16 protein-coding genes are annotated in these 16778 nt (G+C 70.5%); 12 read left to right on the top strand and 4 right to left on the bottom strand.

Annotated elements, in window-relative coordinates; genetic code table 11:
- Positions 1-114: 114 nt before the first annotated feature.
- The 9 genes from AB5J53_RS01925 (at position 115) to AB5J53_RS01885 (ending at position 10866) form a co-directional block, all read left to right on the top strand.
- A complete protein-coding gene (locus tag AB5J53_RS01925) occupies positions 115-1908 on the top strand; it encodes a peptide ABC transporter substrate-binding protein (RefSeq protein WP_369243904.1) in 1794 nt (597 codons plus the stop codon).
- Positions 1909-1914: 6 nt separating this feature from the next.
- Positions 1915-2874 carry an ABC transporter permease gene (locus AB5J53_RS01920; RefSeq protein WP_369243903.1) on the top strand — a complete coding sequence of 320 codons (960 nt, stop codon included), beginning with the start codon at positions 1915-1917 and terminating at the stop codon, positions 2872-2874.
- Positions 2871-3752, top strand: coding sequence for an ABC transporter permease (locus AB5J53_RS01915; RefSeq protein ID WP_369243902.1), 882 nt, complete (start codon positions 2871-2873; stop codon positions 3750-3752). Before AB5J53_RS01920 ends, AB5J53_RS01915 begins: the two co-directional genes overlap by 4 nt.
- On the top strand, positions 3749-5395 hold the full coding sequence (nikE, locus tag AB5J53_RS01910; RefSeq protein WP_369243901.1) for a nickel ABC transporter ATP-binding protein NikE: 1647 nt from the start codon (positions 3749-3751) through the stop codon (positions 5393-5395). Before AB5J53_RS01915 ends, nikE begins: the two co-directional genes overlap by 4 nt.
- A 32-nt stretch (positions 5396-5427) precedes the next feature.
- A complete protein-coding gene (locus tag AB5J53_RS01905; RefSeq protein WP_369251992.1) occupies positions 5428-6342 on the top strand; it encodes an ROK family protein in 915 nt (304 codons plus the stop codon).
- Positions 6343-6526: 184 nt separating this feature from the next.
- Positions 6527-7405: a hypothetical protein gene (locus AB5J53_RS01900; RefSeq protein WP_369243900.1), complete on the top strand. Its 879-nt coding sequence runs from the start codon at positions 6527-6529 to the stop codon at positions 7403-7405.
- A gap of 106 nt (positions 7406-7511) precedes the next feature.
- A complete protein-coding gene (locus AB5J53_RS01895; RefSeq protein WP_369243899.1) occupies positions 7512-7763 on the top strand; it encodes a hypothetical protein in 252 nt (83 codons plus the stop codon).
- An 11-nt stretch (positions 7764-7774) separates the two neighbouring features.
- Entirely contained in the window at positions 7775-8974 is a 1200-nt protein-coding gene (locus AB5J53_RS01890) for an SPFH domain-containing protein (RefSeq protein ID WP_369243898.1), read from the top strand.
- Positions 8975-9399: 425 nt separating this feature from the next.
- Positions 9400-10866, top strand: a complete 1467-nt coding sequence (locus tag AB5J53_RS01885; RefSeq protein WP_369243897.1) for an FAD-binding protein — start codon at positions 9400-9402, stop codon at positions 10864-10866.
- Between the two features lie 45 nt (positions 10867-10911).
- On the opposite strand, the gene AB5J53_RS01880 is transcribed toward AB5J53_RS01885, so the two are convergent.
- The 4 genes from AB5J53_RS01880 to AB5J53_RS01865 all read right to left on the bottom strand — a co-directional run bounded on the left by AB5J53_RS01880 (position 10912) and on the right by AB5J53_RS01865 (position 14103).
- Positions 10912-11859, bottom strand: a complete 948-nt coding sequence (locus AB5J53_RS01880) for a TauD/TfdA dioxygenase family protein (RefSeq protein ID WP_369243896.1) — start codon at positions 11857-11859, stop codon at positions 10912-10914.
- Positions 11860-12123: 264 nt separating this feature from the next.
- The gene (locus tag AB5J53_RS01875) at positions 12124-12591 is read right to left on the bottom strand and encodes a peroxiredoxin (RefSeq protein WP_369243895.1); all 468 of its coding nucleotides are present in this window, start codon (positions 12589-12591) and stop codon (positions 12124-12126) included.
- Positions 12588-12968 (bottom strand): DoxX family protein, encoded by a 381-nt coding sequence (locus AB5J53_RS01870; protein ID WP_369243894.1) that lies wholly within the window; start codon positions 12966-12968, stop codon positions 12588-12590. Before AB5J53_RS01870 ends, AB5J53_RS01875 begins: the two co-directional genes overlap by 4 nt.
- Positions 12969-13290: 322 nt before the next feature.
- Positions 13291-14103, bottom strand: a complete 813-nt coding sequence (locus tag AB5J53_RS01865) for a LacI family DNA-binding transcriptional regulator (RefSeq protein ID WP_369243893.1) — start codon at positions 14101-14103, stop codon at positions 13291-13293.
- Between the two features lie 152 nt (positions 14104-14255).
- Here AB5J53_RS01865 and AB5J53_RS01860 point away from each other — a divergent pair, with 152 nt between their 5' ends.
- The 3 genes from AB5J53_RS01860 (at position 14256) to AB5J53_RS01850 (ending at position 16592) form a co-directional block, all read left to right on the top strand.
- Positions 14256-14711, top strand: coding sequence for a MarR family winged helix-turn-helix transcriptional regulator (locus tag AB5J53_RS01860; RefSeq protein ID WP_369243892.1), 456 nt, complete (start codon positions 14256-14258; stop codon positions 14709-14711).
- A 188-nt stretch (positions 14712-14899) separates the two neighbouring features.
- Positions 14900-15772 carry an ABC transporter ATP-binding protein gene (locus AB5J53_RS01855; RefSeq protein ID WP_369251990.1) on the top strand — a complete coding sequence of 291 codons (873 nt, stop codon included), beginning with the start codon at positions 14900-14902 and terminating at the stop codon, positions 15770-15772.
- On the top strand, positions 15732-16592 hold the full coding sequence (locus tag AB5J53_RS01850; protein ID WP_369243891.1) for an ABC transporter permease: 861 nt from the start codon (positions 15732-15734) through the stop codon (positions 16590-16592). The genes AB5J53_RS01855 and AB5J53_RS01850 overlap by 41 nt, the downstream gene beginning before the upstream one ends.
- Positions 16593-16778: the final 186 nt, after the last annotated feature.

Genomic DNA, 16778 nt, shown 5'->3' with positions numbered 1-16778 from the left:
CGACTTTTTCCAGAACAGCAGAAACAGACTTTTTACAGGAAGCCGTCTGTTTCTTCGAACAGTCGAGTCGTTGACTGGCTCCGCCACACGCCATCGCTCACCCCGAGGAGAGCCATGTCCCCTGCTCGCCCGACACTCGTCGCCGGTGCCGTCGTCTCGGCGGGCACCCTGCTGCTCGCGGGCTGCTCCGGCACGAGCGGTACGTCGTCCGCGTCACGCGACTCCATCAACTACGCGCTGCCCGCGAACTTCACGCCGAACTGGATCCTGCCGATCGGCACCGCGGCGCACCTGAACACCAACAACATCTCCATCGCCGCGAGCCTGTGGGAGCGGCTCGTGGCGTACGACGGTTCCACCGGCGAGGTCGCCTGGAACAAGAAGGCGTCGATCGCCACCTCCGCCGACTTCGCGTCCGACGGCAAGAGTGTCAAGATCACGCTGGGCGACCGCAGTTGGAGCGACGGCAAGCCGATCACCTCGCGCGACGTCGAGTTCTGGTTCAACCTCATCAAGGCGAACAAGGCGCAGTGGGCGGGCTACACCCCCGGCAAGTCCCCGGACAACTGGACCTCGTTCAAGACCATCGACGACCGCCACTTCACGATCGCCTTCGACAAGGCCTACAACTCCCAGTGGATGCTGGCCAACGAGCTGAGCGAGATCACACCACTGCCGCAGCACGCCTGGGACAGAACGGGCGCGTCGGCGACGGTGTCGGACGCCGATCGGACGGCCGCGGGTGCGAAGAAAGTCTGGACGTACCTGAACACGGCCGCGAAGAACATCTCCGGCTACGAGAAGAACGCGCTGTGGAAGACCATCAGCGGCCCGTACGCGGTCAAGTCGTTCTCGACGTCCGGCAAGGTCGTCCTCGCGGCCAACAAGAAGTACGACGGCGGTGAGAAGGCGAACATCGCGACGGTGAACCTGCTCCCGTTCACGACGGCGGACGCCGAGAAGAACGCCCTGCGCTCCGGCGGCGTCGACTACGGCTACATCGAGGCCACCGACCTGGACCAGAAGGACCGGTTCACCGCACAGGGGTACACGGTGAAGCCGTGGTCGGGCTGGGCGATCACGTACATGCCGTACAACTTCAACAACCCGTCCATGGGCGCCGTGTTCAAGCAGCTGTACGCCCGCCAGGCGGTCCAGAAGTCGATCGACCAGGCCAGTCTGGCGAAGGTCATCTTCAACGGCACGGCGGTCCCCGGCTACGGCCCGATCCCACAGGCCCAGTCGTCGGACTTCCTCTCGCCGGCGCAGAAGAACAACCCGTACCCGTTCTCGACCTCGGCGGCGAAGACGCTGTTGACCAGCCATGGCTGGACCGAGCAGAGCGGCGTGATGGTGTGCGCCGCCCCCGGCACCGGCTCCGGCCAGTGCGGTGCGGGGGTCGCCAAGGGCACCAAGTTCCAGATGCAGGTGCTGTCGCAGTCCGGTTCGACCGTCACGGACAACATGATGAGCGCGATCCAGTCGTCGCTGGAGAAGACCGGCATCAAGTTCTCGATCAAGACCGCGCCCGTCAACTCGGTGCTGTCCCAGACCCCGCCGTGCGCCGCGGACCAGTCCATCTGCAAGTGGCAGCTCTCGTTCTTCGGTACCGCGGGCAGCTGGTACTTCAGCGCCTTCCCGACCGGTGACTCCCTCTTCCAGAGCAAGGGCGGCTCGAACTTCGGCAGTTACTCCGACCCGGAGGTCGACAAGCTCATCTCCGCGTCGACGACCTCCAACTCGCCGCAGGCCGTACAGGACTACAGCGCCGCCGTCGCCAAGGACCTGCCGGTGATCTGGCTGCCCGAGCCCGACTACCAGATCTCCGTCGTCAAGAACGGTCTCGGCGGCTTCTCGCAGGACTCGCTCGCCAACTTCCACCCCGCGCAGTGGAAGTGGACCAGCTGACGCCGCATGGACACCTTCCTCTACCTGACCCGGCGCGCCCTCCAGTCACTTGTGGTGATCCTCATCGTGACCGTGGTGGTCTTCTGCCTCCTGCACGCGCTTCCCGGAGGTCCCGCACGCGGAATCCTCGGCCCGCAGGCGACCGCGCAGCAGATCGCGCAGTTCAACCACGAGCAGGGCCTCGACCGTTCGCTCCCCGTGCAGTACGTCTACTACCTGCGCACCCTTCTGCACGGCGACCTCGGCACGTCGTACACCCTGAACGAGGCGGTCTCGCGGCTCATCGAGCAGCGTCTGCCGAAGACGCTCGTCCTCACCGTGCTCTCCGCACTCGTCGGGCTCGCGCTCGCGGTTCCGCTCGGCATGTGGCAGGCGGTGCGGCGCAACAAGCCGGTCGACTACGTCATCACGACGCTCAGCTTCGTCGCCTACTCGACACCGGTGTACTTCCTCGGACTCGTGCTGGTGCTCGTGTTCACGCAGCTCCTGCCCTGGTTCCCCTCGCAGGCGCCGCAGGGCGACACGCTCGGGCAGGTGCTCGCGCAGCCGAACGCGCTCGTTCTGCCGGTCGTCGCGGGAGCCGCGTCCATGGTCGCCGTGTTCAGCCGGTACATGCGCGCTGCGACGCTGGAGAACCTTTCCGAGGATTACGTGCGGACCGCGCGCGCCGGCGGCTCCAGGCCGCGCGCGATCCTGTGGCGGCACGTGTTCCGCAACTCGCTCACCCCCGTCGTCGCGATGCTCGGCTACTACGTGCCGGTGCTCTTCGGCGGAGCTCTGGTGGTCGAGCAACTCTTCAACTACCCGGGAATGGGGCTGCTGTTCTGGAGCGCCGCGCAGTCCTCCGACTATCCGGTGCTGCTCGGCTGTGTCCTCGTCATCTCCGTCGCGACCGTCGTCGGCACGCTGCTCGCCGACGTCGTCCAGCGGATCATCGATCCCCGAGTGAAGGCGGGCCGCGCATGAGTGCCGTGTTGCCGGTGACACCACCAGTGGAGGCGGCCGCCGGGTACCGGCTCTCCGTGCGCCGGTTCGCGCGGAACAGACTCGCCGTCGCCGGGCTCGTGGTCGTCGTGCTCTTCCTGCTCTTCTCCTTCCTGGGCCCGTTGTTGTACTCGACCGACCAGACCCACACGAACCTCACGCAGGTGAACGTCGCCCCCGGCGGCGCGCACCTGCTCGGCACCGACGCCGTCGGACACGACGAGCTCGGACGCCTCATGTACGGCGGCAAGGTGTCGCTTCTCGTGGGCCTCGCGGCCGGCATCCTCGCCACCGTCATCGGCACGCTCTGGGGAGCGATCGCGGGCTACGCGGGCGGCTGGATCGACGCGGTCATGATGCGTGTCGTCGACGCCGGGATCGCGATTCCCGCGCTCTTCATCCTGCTCGTCGTCTCCGCCATCACGACCCCGGACACGTTCGGACTCGTCGTCATCCTCGGTCTGGTGTCGTGGCTGGTGCCGTCGCGGCTCGTCCGGGCGGAGACCCTCACCCTCAAGAACCGCGACTACGTGCTCACCCTCCGCGCCATCGGAGGCACGCACGGGCGGGCGATCGCCCGGCACATCCTGCCGAACTCCGTCTCGACCATCGTGGTCGCCGCGACCTTCCAGGTCGCCGACGCGATCCTGCTCGTCGCGTACGTGTCCTATCTCGGCCTGGGCGTGCAACCGCCGTCCACGGACTGGGGCGGGATGCTGTCGGCCGGACTCACGGCCGCCTACTCCGGGCGCTGGTGGCTGATCGTTCCGCCGGGCCTCGCCATCATTCTCGTCGTGTGCGCGTTCAACGCGATCGGGGACGGGCTGCGGGACGCGTTCGACGTGAGGGGGCGGGGATGAGCATCCTGGAGATCGAGAACCTGGGCGTGACGTTCTCGACGGAGACGGGTGACGTGCCCGCAGTCCGCGATGTGTCGTTGCGCGTCCGGCCCGGTGAAACGCTCGCCCTCGTCGGCGAGTCCGGCTCGGGGAAGTCGACGGTCGCGCTCGCCGCGATGGGGCTGCTTCCGGGCAGCGCCCGCGCCACGGGCCGCGTTCGCGTCGGCGGAACCGACGTCATCGGCGCGGCCGAGGCAGACCTCGCGGGCCTTCGCGGGTGCACCGCGTCGATGGTGTTCCAGGAGCCCGCGACCGCGCTCGACCCGCTCACCCGGATCGGCGCGCAGATAGCCGAGGTCATACGCAATCACCGGCCCGTCCCGGCCAAGGACGCCGCCCGAGAAGCGGTCGAGCTCCTGCGCCGAGTCGGCATCCCCGAGCCGGAGAAGCGGGCCTTCGCGTTCCCCTTCCAGCTCTCCGGCGGGCAGCGGCAGCGCGTGGTCATCGCCATGGCGATCGCGAACGCGCCGAGCCTGCTCATCGCGGACGAACCGACCACCGCGCTCGACGTCACGGTGCAGGCCGAGATCCTGGATCTGCTGCGAGGGCTTGCCGCCGATTCGGGCACGGGGGTGCTGCTGGTCACCCACAACATGGGGGTCGTCGCGGACTTCGCGGACCGCGTCGCCGTGATGCTCCAGGGGGACGTCGTGGAGACGGGCCCGGTGGAGGAGGTGCTGCTGCGGCCCACGCACGGCTACACCAAACGGCTGTTGGGGGCGGTGCCGAGGTTGTCCCTCGCCGAGCCGGTAAGTGGCACTCGCGACCGGCCCGTTGAGGACCCGGTGGTCGAACTGCGCGAGGCGTCGGTACGGTTCGGCCGCGGCCGCCGAGCGGTACAGGCGCTCAGCGGCGTCTCGCTGACTGTTCGCCCCGGCGAGACCGTCGGCCTCGTCGGTGAGTCGGGCTCCGGCAAGTCGACCGCGGCCCGTGTCGCACTCGGCCTGGTACCGCCCTCCGCGGGCTCGGTCTCCCTCTTCGGTGCCGACCTCGGCAGAGCCAGGGGGCGTGCCCGTCGAGCTCTGCTGTCCGGCGTCGGCGTGGTGCTGCAGGATCCGGTGGCCTCGCTCGACGCCCGGATGAGTGTGGGGGAGTGCGTCGCCGAACCGTTGCGCGTGCACCGCAGGGGGATGACGTCGGCCGAGCGCCGGGCCCGCGTCGCGGACGTACTCGAACTCGTCCGTCTGCCACGGGACTTGGCGCACCGGGGGCCACGCGAACTGTCCGGCGGTCAGCGTCAGCGGGTGAGCCTCGCCCGCGCGCTGGTCCTTCGGCCGCGGCTGCTGGTCGCCGACGAGCCGACGAGCGCACTCGACGTCGGTGTGCAGCAGTCGGTGCTGGAGGTGATCGGCGAACTCCAGGACGAACTCGGCTTCGCCTGCCTGTTCGTCTCCCACGACCTGGCCGTCGTACAGCAATTCGCCCAGCACGTGGTCGTCCTGCGTGCCGGGCGCGTCGAAGAGGAGGGCAGCACCGCGACCACGCTCCTGCACCCGCGCACCGACTACACGCGGCGGCTCATCTCCGCCGTGCCCGTACCGGACCCGGTCCTGCAACGCCGTCGTCGCGAGGAGCGCCGGGCCGCCATGGGGGTCAAGGCGTGACCGCATCCCGCACAGGCAGTCCGACGCCCGAGGTGTTCGCCGGTGTCGACATCGGCGGCACGACCACACAGGTCGTGCTCTGCACGGCCGACCTCACCGTCGTCGACAGGGTCGAGGTGCCCACGCCGGCCGCGCGCGGCGGGCAGGCGATGATCCACGCCGCACTCGGCGCGCTCGGTCTGCTCCAAAGCCGCGTGCCCTCTTGCCTGCTCGGGGTCGGAGTCGGCGCGGCGGGCGTGGTCGACACCCGCGCCGGGCGCGTCCTGGTGGCGAGCGACTCCTTCACCGGCTGGGCCGGATTCCCGGTGACGGCGACGATCAAGGACGCGCTAGGCGTACCGGCCTTCCTCGACAACGACGTCAACGCCTTCCTCCGCGGCGAGGTGTCCAAGGGCGCCGTCGTGGGCGAACCGCACGTCCTTGGAATGACACTCGGCACCGGAGTCGGGGGCGCGCTGTGGATGAACGGCGCACTGCTCGACGGCCCGCACGGGGCCGCGGGCGAGATAGGGCACATCCCGGGCTTCGGAGACCTCCCCTGCACCTGCGGCGGCCGGGGTCACCTGGAGACACTCGCCTCGGGTCGCTCCATCGCCACGCGGTACGGCGAGCGGACGGGAGGGAACCTCACGGCACGGGGTGTCGCCGAGGCGGCGGTCGCGGGGGATCCCGAAGCGATCGCCGTGTACGAGGCGGCGGGCGCGGGGATCGCCCGGGCCCTCCTGATCACGGCGGGCCTGGTGGACCTCGCGACCTTCGTGATCGGCGGCGGTGTCAGCAGGGCGTGGGATCTCCTCGAACCGCCGATTCTGGCAGCGCTCGCCGCCGAGCCGCCCGTCAGCGGGCAGCCGATCCGGGTCGTACGGGCCCGCCTCGGCAGCGGGAGTGTCGCGCTCGGCGCCGCGTCGCGTGTGCGTACGGAACTCGGGGCGGCGACACCGGTGTAGGGCCGTGCTCGTCGCCTCCTCGGCGGCCACCGTGCCTCGTGGACGGTGAGTCGTCGTCTCTTGGACGGTGAGTCGCCTCGTGGACGGTGAGTCGACGACTGACGTCCATTCATTGGTCTGTACATGACCATCATGTCGGGCCAGACTGTGCGCCGAACACACCCCCCACCAAGGAGTCGACTTCATGCGCATGCCCGCACGGCAACGTTGTCACGCCGCCCTGGCCGGTCTCGTCACGCTCGCTACGGCGGCCGTCCTGTCCGTCGCCACCACCGCGCCCGCCACGGCGGCCGACACCTGGAACGAGGTGGGCTCGGACCGTGCCGATCCGCTGACCGAGAGCCAGGGCCTGACCTCGGTCGAAATCCCGGCCGGAAGCCCCAACCGCTACACGGGCATCGGCACGATCCCCTCCAGCGTCAGTAGCCGCGGCTGGAACCACGTAGGCGACCCGGACGCCTCCTACAACGGCTACTACATCGAGCCGTACCAGAGCGACTCCGGCAGCTCGAAGATGTTCCGGGTACAGGCGCCGGGCGGAGGCTGGTCGGAGTACGTCCACGCGCTGAGCGCGGGAGAGGCGCTGAACAACTCGTTCGCCACCGTCGCGCCGAGCGGTACGTGGATGGTGTCCGGCGAGTACGGCACGATGAGCCGGCTGCTGGTGTTCCCGACCCCGGGCGTGAACCCGAGCACGTCCCCCTCGGCGAACCTGCCGCAGGCGTCCACGATCAACCTGGACCACGCGGTCCGTGACGTACAGGGCTGCGACTTCGTCACCGCGACCCAGCTGCTGTGCTCGTCCGACGACCCGGCGGGCACGCTCTTCGGCATCACCAAGCCGCTGCTGCAGGTCGACCTGAGCGGCGAGCCCGGCTCGGCGGACGTGTCCGGCCATGTCACGGCGCTCCGCCAGCTCCCGCTGCGCAGCTCCTGCTCGGGCACCTTCGAGGCGGAGGGCATCGACTACGACCGGCGCACCGGCACCCTGCGCGTGATCGTCGTGTCGCCGGGCTTCTGCGTCCTGACCGACAGCAAGACCTATCGGTTCACCAGGGGCTGAGCGTGCGGGCTCCTGGCAGGACACCAGGATCGCCAGGAGCATAGGCGCCCGACGCAGGTGGGTCTAAGGTCGAAAGGAGAACCACAACGATTGGGGGCGGCCGACAGTGGTGCAGGACGAGGCCGTGATCGGCTGTACGGGGGAGCTACTCGTCGGCACGCGCGGAGCCGCCGGTCCCGGCGAGATCCTCGTGCGGGTCAGAGGCGGATCCGAGACCTTCCTCGCCTGGTCGCAGGAACCCCTGCCGACAGGCGCGACCGTGCTCGTGATCGAATCACGTGGATGTCGCGAAGTCGACGTCATCGAGTGGGCCGATCCGTTGGACGCGTTGGGCGGGGACACCGCCGACGCCGGTTAAGGAGTACAAGGATGTTCGGTTACCGCGTTCCCGCTCCCGACGAGGCGATGCTGATCTCGGGAGGCAGGCGGGGACTGGGGGGCGCGCCGTTCCGAGTGGTGACGGGGCACGGAAAGTTCGTGCTCCCCGTCTTCCGCAAGACGCGGTTCCTCACGCTGTCGATGTGCGAGGCCGAGGTCACCGAGACCTGTGTGACCAGGCAGGGCATCGCGCTGCACGTCCGCGCCGTGATCGCGTTCAAGGTCGGCAATGACCACGAGAGCATCATCAACGCCGGTCAGCGCTTCCTCTCCGACCAGGATCAGATGTCGGTGCTGACCGGCCGCATCTTCGCCGGGCACCTGCGCGCGATCATCGGCTCGATGACGGTCGAGGAGATCGTCACCGAGCGGCAGAAGCTCGCCGCGGAGGTCCTGGACACCTCGAAGACCGAGATGGCGAAGATCGGCCTGATCGTGGACTCGCTGCAGATCCAGTCGATCGACGACGGCGATGTCGGCTACATCGACGCCATGTCGGCACCGCACAAGGCGGCCATCCAGCGGCAGGCCCAGATCGCGCAGGCCCAGGCCACGCAGGCCTCGGTCGAGGCGGAGCAGGTGGCGGCCCGCAACCAGGCGGAGTACGCCCGGCAGACCGCGGTGGTGAAGGCGGAGTACTCGGCCGAGGTGGACCGCGCGCAGGCGCAGGCCGCCCAGGCCGGGCCGCTGGCGCAGGCCCACGCGCAGCAGGAGGTGCTCGCCGCGCAGACCGAACTGGCCCTGCGCCAGGCCAAGTTGCGTCAGCAGCAGCTGGTGGCCGAGATCGTGAAGCCCGCCGAGGCCGAGGCCGAGCGGATCAGGGTGCTCGCCATCGCCGAGGCGGAACGCATGAAGATCCAGGCCGAGGCCGCGGCCTCGCACGACCGCGTCGCACTCGACCGGATGCTGATCGACCAGCTTCCGCAGATCGTGAAGGAAGCGGCGGGCGGTCTCGCCGGAGCGAACGTCAACGTCCTGAACGGTGCCGATGGCCTCGGCGAGATCGCGGCCGGCCTGGTCGCCCAGGGCCTGACGATCCTGGACTCGGTCCGGCAGAACCTGAACGGCCAGAACTCCGACGGCCGCCCCGCGAAGCCGGAGGGTCTGCTCGAACTTCAGGGATACCTGCGTACGCCGGAGAAGGACACCGACGAGGACAAGCCGCAGGAGGGGCCGTCCTCGACGACTTGAGCCGCGCCGGCGGCCGCCCCCGCCGAGTGTTCACGTACCGGGGCGACGCCCCGCGGCACACCGGCACGCTCCCCGCATCATGTGCCCCGCCTCGTGGCGCCACCAGGCGGGCGCGCTGGGCGACTTGAGTGGCGGCGCCCATTTCGGTGTCGCCGTCGGCGAGTGAGCGGTGCGCCGTCGACGAGTGAGCTGTGCCGCGTCGGCGAGTGAACCGTGCCGCGTCGCCGAGTGAACCGCGCCGTGTCGGTCTGAAGTCGGCCGCCGTCCACGCCCGGACGGCGGCCGCACTCGTCCCACCTCCCACAGCCCCCGCGGAACAGGGCCGTTGGTGGGAATCCACGGTGGTCCGCCCTCGTCTCAAGACCCAATCGCCTTAGACTCGGCCGGAGTTGATCGCCGCATCCCGCCTGCCCCAGGAGGAGCGCATGCCCCGGACACCCTCGCGACGTACCGCACTGCACGGCCTCGCGGCCGTGGGCGCCGCGGTGATCGGGTTCGACCCCTTCACCCGCAGCTGGGCGGTCACCGCGTCCGACCGGCCGCTGACCGACCTCCCGCCGCTCGACGGGACCCTGCACACCGACGAGGCATCACTCACCGCCGCCGCCGACGACTTCGGACACATCGTCCATCGGCGTCCGGCCGCGGTCCTGCGACCGGGTTCCGTCAGGGACGTCGTCACGATGATCCGCTTCTGCAACGCGCACGGACTGCGGGTCGCCCCTCGTGGTCAGGGCCACGCCACTCAAGGCCAGGCACAGGTCGACGGCGGTCTGGTCATCGAGACCGCACCGCTCGGAGCCATCGGCACTGTCGGACCACGGAGTACGACGGTCACGGTCGGGGCGGGTGCCAAGTGGAGCGACGTGGCCAAGGCCACCCTGGTGCACGGCCTCACCCCGCCCACCTTCACCGACTATCTCGAACTCTCCGTCGGCGGCACCCTGTCGGTCGGCGGTCTCGGCGGCCAGACCCATCGGCACGGCGCCCAGGTCGACAACGTCACGGAACTGCACGTCGTCACCGGCGCCGGAGAGTTCGTCCGCTGCTCCCCGACACGCCACCGCGACCTCTTCCGCGCCGTGCTCGCCGGACTCGGCCAATGCGCGGTCGTCGTAGGCGCCACCCTGCGTCTGGTTCCCGCGCCCGAGACGGTGCGCCACTACCTCCTGCCGTACGACGACCTGCGTACGTTCCTCGACGACCAGCGACTGCTGGTGCGGGAGGGCCGATTCGCCTATGTCGAGGGCCAAGTCATCCCTGACAGCGCCGGAGCCTTCCGCGGCTACCTCCTCGAAGCCGTCGCCTACGGCCCTCCCGTCGGTCCCGCTCCCGACGACGGCGCACTGCTGCGAGGACTGCGCCACGACCCGTCCGGTGTACAGACGTCCGACCTCGCGTACTACGACTTCCTCGACCGGCTCGCCCCGGGCATCGCCGCTCTGAAGGAGGCGGGGCTGTGGGCGTACGCCCACCCCTGGCTCAACCTGCTGCTGCCCGGCCGCGAGGCCGCCGCTCTCGCCGGATCCCTGCTGGACGACCTCACCTCGGCCGACCTCGGCCCGGGCGTCGTCCTCCTGTATCCACTGCTGCGCGAGCGACTGCACATGCCGTTGCTGCGTACCCCCGACGACCCCGTGCCCTACCTTCTGGCTGTTCTGCGCACGACCCCGCCCGACGACACGGCGACCATCGACCGTCTCCTCGCCGCCAACCGCTCCGCCTACGACACCGTTCACGCGGCCGGCGGCACCCACTACCCGGTCGGCTCCGTCCCCTTCAGCCCGACGGACTGGCGCGACCACTTCGGCTCCGCCTGGCGCCAACTGGCCACTGCCAGACACACCTACGACCCGAACGGCATTCTGGTCCCGGGACAGGGCATCTTCTGACGGCACCCTGCCCTGGGGTGCTGCCTCACGCCTGCCGGCCGTGGCTCACCAGCGCTGCGGCTCGCTGCCCACGATCGGTACCGACGGCTTGCCGTCGACCCCCACCGGGACATCGCCGGCGAGCATCACGCGGTGCATGACCCGGGGATGGTCGACATGGGCCGTATCACTCGGCGCCAGATGGATCGTGGCCCGGTTGTCCCAGAAGGCCACGCTGCCCGGCTCCCACCGGAACCGCACCGTGTACTCGGGCCGGGTCGCCTGCTCCAGCAGCATCTCCAGGAGCGCCCGGCTCTCCGCGCGGGACACCCCCAGGATCTGCTCGATGTAGTAGCCGTTGACGAACAGCACCCGCTCGCCCGTCTCCGGGTGCACCCGTACCAGCGGGTGGTCGGAGGCGATCTGATGGTCCAGCAGATGGCGCACGTACGCGTCATCGCCGGGCCGCGCCTGGTACCCGACCCCGAGCCGGTGCTCCGCACGCAGGCCGTCCACGAAGTGGCGTACGGGCTCCGAAAGGCCCGCGTAGGCGACGGCCAGGTTGGACCAGGTCGTGTCACCGCCGTACGGCGGTACGGCCTCGGCGCGCAGGATGGTCGCGGCCGGCGGATCGACTCGGGCGCCGTGGTCGCAGTGCCACCCCCGCAGCAGCGAATGGCGGCGCCGTCGCAGCCACTCGTCGTGGTCCATGCCGTAACGGCCACCGAGTTCCAGCCGATCGGCCGTCGTCTCGACCTCGGGGACGTCCCTGGGCGACGCACTTCCGCGTGACCTCAGGCGGATCGGCTCGCCGAACCGCCGCGCGCACGCGACATGAGAGGCGTGATCCAGTCGCTGTGCCCGGAAGAACACCACTTTCCAGCGCAACACCGCCGCCCGGATCCGGTCGACGACCTCGTCCGCCAACTCCCCGGCCAGGTCGACTCCCGTGATCTCGGCGCCGACATGACCGGCGACGGGCTTCACTTCGAGACGGGTGACCTGGTCTGTCATGTGGGCTCCGTTGATCGTGCTGTCGGCTCGTCGGGGACCAGCATGACCGCCCGGTCCGGCTCAGGACAGGGCGCCTCGCGGGGGGACGCACGGGAGACGCGGCGTACACACGGGGTGTGCTCCGTGCCGCGTACATGCCTGGTCGCACTCCCTGCCGGAGGCCGGACGAGGTGTCGAGAATGAAGCGCAGTGAACGGGACCCGCCCACCATCCGCGAAGGGGCGGGCCCCGTTCACGTGGGCACTTGACTGTGTCGTGCGTGCGTCAGCTCCGATGGTCGCGCAGAGCGGCCAGGGCGCGGTCGGCGTGCGCGCTCATCCGCAGTTCGCTGCGGACCACCTCCAGGACCGTGCGGTCCTGCGCGATGACGAAGGTGACCCGCTTGGTCGGGGCCATGGAGAAGCCGCGCTTCACCCCGAACCGCTCACGGACGGTCCCTTCGGTGTCGGACAGCAGCGGGAACCCGAGCGTGTGGCGCCCGGCGAACTCCTGCTGCCGGTCGACCGGGTCACCGCTGATCCCCACCGGCCGGGCACCCGCGGCGGCGAACTCGGCGGCCAGATCACGGAAGTGGCAGGCCTCTGCGGTGCAGCCGGCGGTGAGGGCGGCGGGATAGAAGAACAGCACCACCGGCCCGTCGCCGAGCAGTTCGGACAGGCTCCGGTTCGCCCCCGTCTCGTCCGGCAGCGTGAAGTCCTCGACGGTGTCGCCCACGTTCACCCGAGACGTCATGACCGCACCTCCGCGGCCCGGGCGACACCGCGCGCCCACAGCACGAGCGGCACCTGCAGCGGCAGCCGCGCGAGTGCCGCCGCCTTGAGAGGCGTCGCACGGTGGCGCCAGTCCACCGCCATCTGGACGTTGGCGGGGAACACGCCGACGAAGAAGGCGGCGGTGGCCAGCCCGGCGATACGCCGTGTACGGGGCAGCGCCACCCCGGCCGCCAGCGCGAGTTCGGCGGCACCGCTGGCGTAGGTCCAGGTGCGCGGCGTCCCCGGCAGGGCGCGCGGAATGGTCGCGTCGTACTGCCGTGGCGCGACGAAGTGGGTGACGCCCGCGGCGGCCAATAGGCCGGCGAGCAACAAGGGCGAGCGTTCCGACCGTGGCACGGTTCCTCCTCTGGGGGGCCTGTCGCGCGATATTACTGGACGGTAAGTGGCAGTGGGGCGAGGTGCACTCGTTGAGTGCCGTCCGGCCGGGATCGCCGAGGGCTCAGGTGACCGGGGGAGCGGCGGTGGTACCGCGCGTGACGAGGTGCGGCTCGATGACGATCTCCTGCCCCTGGCCCTCGGACGGTGTCTCGCCCTCCAGCCGTGCCACGGCCCGGCCGACCGTCGACTGCGCGAAGCGCGCGATGTCCTGACCGACGGTCGTGAGGTCGATATGGGCGAGTCGGGCAAGACAGCTGTCGTCGAGCCGACGACGGAGATCTCACCGGGGACGGGTTACGCGGGCGCGCAGAAACATGTCGAGGACGCCGGTGGCACAGCGGTCGTCGAAGGCGAGGACGGCGGTGGGCCGACGGCCCGCGTCGAGGAGGGCGCGGGCCGCCGCGGCGCCGTCCTCCTCGGTCAGTCCGGCCGGCAGGACCTGCGCGTGCTCGCCGAGGCCGTGGCGGTTCATGGCCGTACGGTAGCCGCGGCGCCAGTCGGCCGCGCCCGGCGCCCGGCCGCCGTCGATGTGGGCGATGTCCCGGTGACCGAGGGCCACGAGATGATCGACGGCCTGGCGGGCGCCTTCGTCGTCGGCCGTCCGGACGACATCCACCCCGACGGCGGGCGGCCGCAGCCGCCGGGCCACGGAAATGACCCGCAGCTGTACGGCCAGCTCCGCCGGCCGAGCGGCGGGGGCCTGCGGACCGAGCAGGATCAGGGCCTCGCAGCGGTCGGCGAGCAACGCCTCCACGGCCTGCCGCTCGCTGCGGCTCAGGGCGACGGCGCTGAGGGCGATCTGGTAGCCGACGGGCTCCGACGCGGCGTACAGGCCCTCCACCAGGTCGGTGTGGAACGGCTGTTGGAGCCCGAACTGCACCCCGAGCAGGCGCGAGCGGTTGCTGCGCAGCAGGCGCGCCCGGGAGTCGGGCCGATAGCCGATCTCCTTCGCCGCCCGCAGCACCCGCTCCCGGGTGGCGGGTCCGGCGCCCTTGGCCCCGCGCATCACGACGGAGACCAGGGCGACGGACACATCGGCCCGCGCCGCCCTCGCCGCCGTCCGGTCGGTCACCGTCGGCGGACCGGTCCGCATCGACGAACTCAAGGAACACTGACGACAGAGCCCCCTCGGTACGCCCGTGAGGTGTGCTCATACGCCCCTGGGGTGTGCCCACAGGCCCTCTGCTTGCGCGCTCTTGACTCTCCCTTTCCGAAATACCTCTGACACAGAGCTATTCTCGAAGTGTGGAGTCAGAGACCTTTCCCGAGGCACTGGCCGACACCCTGGCCGGAGTGCAGCGGCTGATCCGGCGGCGGCTGCGCAGCGGCATGACCGCTCCGCGGCTGCGCGGCGCCGAGGTCGAGCTGCTGCGTCTGGTCGTGGCCCGCCCGGGCATCCGCGTTTCGGAGGCCGCCAAGGAGCTCTACCTGGCGGGCAATTCGGTCTCGACGCTGGTCAACCAGCTGGTGCGGGACGGCTATGTGATCCGCGAGACGGACCCGGCCGACCGGCGGGCCGCGCGGCTGCTGCCCACACCGGCGGCCGACGCACGGCTGCGCGACTGGCGCCAGCGGCGCGCGGCGCTCGTACGTCGCCAGGTGGCCCGTCTCGACGAGGCCGACCGTGCGGCCCTGGAGGCGGCCCTTCCGGCCCTGCGCAAGCTGGCGGCGAACCTGCACGAGGAGGCCGAGGAGACATGACGCGGAACACGACCGGCGGCGGAGACCCCGCCCAGGACGGAAGCCGGACCGAGGTGAACGACGGCGTGACGGACGCACCCTACGGACGGGCCGTGCCGACGGGTCTCGGGGCGGGCGCACTCGATCGACACGTCGCGCCGACCGGTGTCGGGAGGGGCGCAGCCGACGGACGGGCCGCGCCGACCGGTATCGGACAGGGCGCCGCCGACGGACCCGTCGCGGCGGCGTATACCGGGACGGACGCCGTCACCTGCGCCGGGCTCGTGTACTCCTTCGGTGAGACCACCGCGGTCGACGGGCTCGAACTCTCCGTCCGCGACGGCGAGGTCTTCGGACTGCTCGGACCCAACGGCGCGGGCAAGACCACGGCGATCCGCTGCATCACCACGCTCCTGCCCGTTCCCTCCGGCATGGTCCGTGTCTTCGGGCACGACGCCACGCGCGAACGCATGGCCGTACGGCGCCTGTTGGGCTACGTACCGCAGCAGCTCTCCGCCGACTCCGGGCTCACAGGGCGGGAGAACGTGGAGCTGTTCGCCCGTGTCTTCGACGTCTCCCGCCGGGAGCGTGCGGCGCGCGTCGACCAGGCGCTCGCGGCGGTCGACCTCTCCGCCGCGGCCGACCGGCTCGCCAAGACGTACTCCGGAGGCATGGTCCGCCGCCTCGAACTCGCCCAGGCACTGGTGAGCGCGCCCCGGTTGCTGATACTCGACGAGCCGACCATCGGCCTCGACCCGATCGCGCGGACAAGCGTGTGGGAGCACATCAACGCCGTACGTGCCGCCACCGGCATGACGGTGCTGGTGACGACGCACTACATGGACGAGGCCGACCAGTACTGCGACCGGGTCGCGCTGATGCACCGCGGCCGTGTCCGTGCCCTCGGCACCCCCGACGAGCTGAGGGCGGGCCTCGGCGAGCGGCGCGGCGCCACGAACATCGGTGAACTGCCCACGCTGGAGGACGTCTTCCGCGACATCGCCGGCAGCGGCCTCGACGACCATTCAGGAGACTTCAGCGATGTCCGAAACACGCGTCGCACCGCAACCCGTGTCGGCTGACCGCGTCCACCCCGCCGGCCTCGACCTGCTCGTCGTGCCGCCCCGGGCCCGGAGCGGCTGGAAGGTGCTGCCCGCACGGGTCGGTGCGATGTGCGCGGTCGAGCTGCAGAAGCTCCGCCACGACCGCACCGAGCTGTACACCCGGGCGGTCCAGCCCGCGCTCTGGCTGCTGATCTTCGGCGAGACCTTCACCCGGATCAAGGCGATACCCACCGGCGGCATCCCGTACATCGACTATCTGGCGCCCGGCATCATTGCCCAGTCCGCCATGTTCATCGCCATCTTCTACGGCATCATGATCATCTGGGAGCGGGACGCCGGGATCCTCACCAAACTCCTCGTCACACCGACTCCGCGCTCGGCGCTCATCACCGGCAAGGCCTTCGCCGCCGGCGTGAAGGCGCTGATCCAGGCGGTCGTGGTCGTCGTCATCGCCGCGCTGCTCGGGGTGGCGATGACGTGGAACCCGCTGCGGCTGCTCGGTGTCGCGGTGGCCGTCGTCCTCGGCTCGGCCTTCTTCTCCTGCCTCTCGATGACGATCGCGGGCATCGTGCTCACCCGGGACCGGCTGATGGGCATCGGCCAGGCCATCACCATGCCGCTGTTCTTCGGCTCCAACGCCCTCTATCCGGTGGCCGTCATGCCCGGCTGGCTCCAGACCATCAGCAAGATCAATCCCCTCAGCTACCAAGTGGACGCGCTGCGCGGCCTGCTGCTGGGCACGCATGCCCATCTGGCCCTCGACTACGGGGTTCTCGTGCTGGCCGCGGCCCTCGGCATCCTGTCCGCCTCGTCCCTGCTGGGCCGCCTGGCCCGCTGAGCCCGGCACGGCTCGGTGCCCGTTCTGCCTGATCGTCACCGAGGTGCGGCTTCCGCCCTGGAGCGACTCCAGGGCGGCCGCGCCGTACCCCTCGTACCGGAGGAGGACCTCCCGGTCGAGGTCGGCGAGGCGGCTCGCTCGGCGCCGGTGGGTGAGGCGGACGCTGGTGAGGGGCCGGCCGATCAC

This window comes from Streptomyces sp. R41 (assembly GCF_041053055.1).
GTDB lineage: Bacteria > Actinomycetota > Actinomycetes > Streptomycetales > Streptomycetaceae > Streptomyces.
Note: the sequence above shows the minus strand (reverse complement) of the source record. Positions and strands in the feature narration are given on the sequence as shown.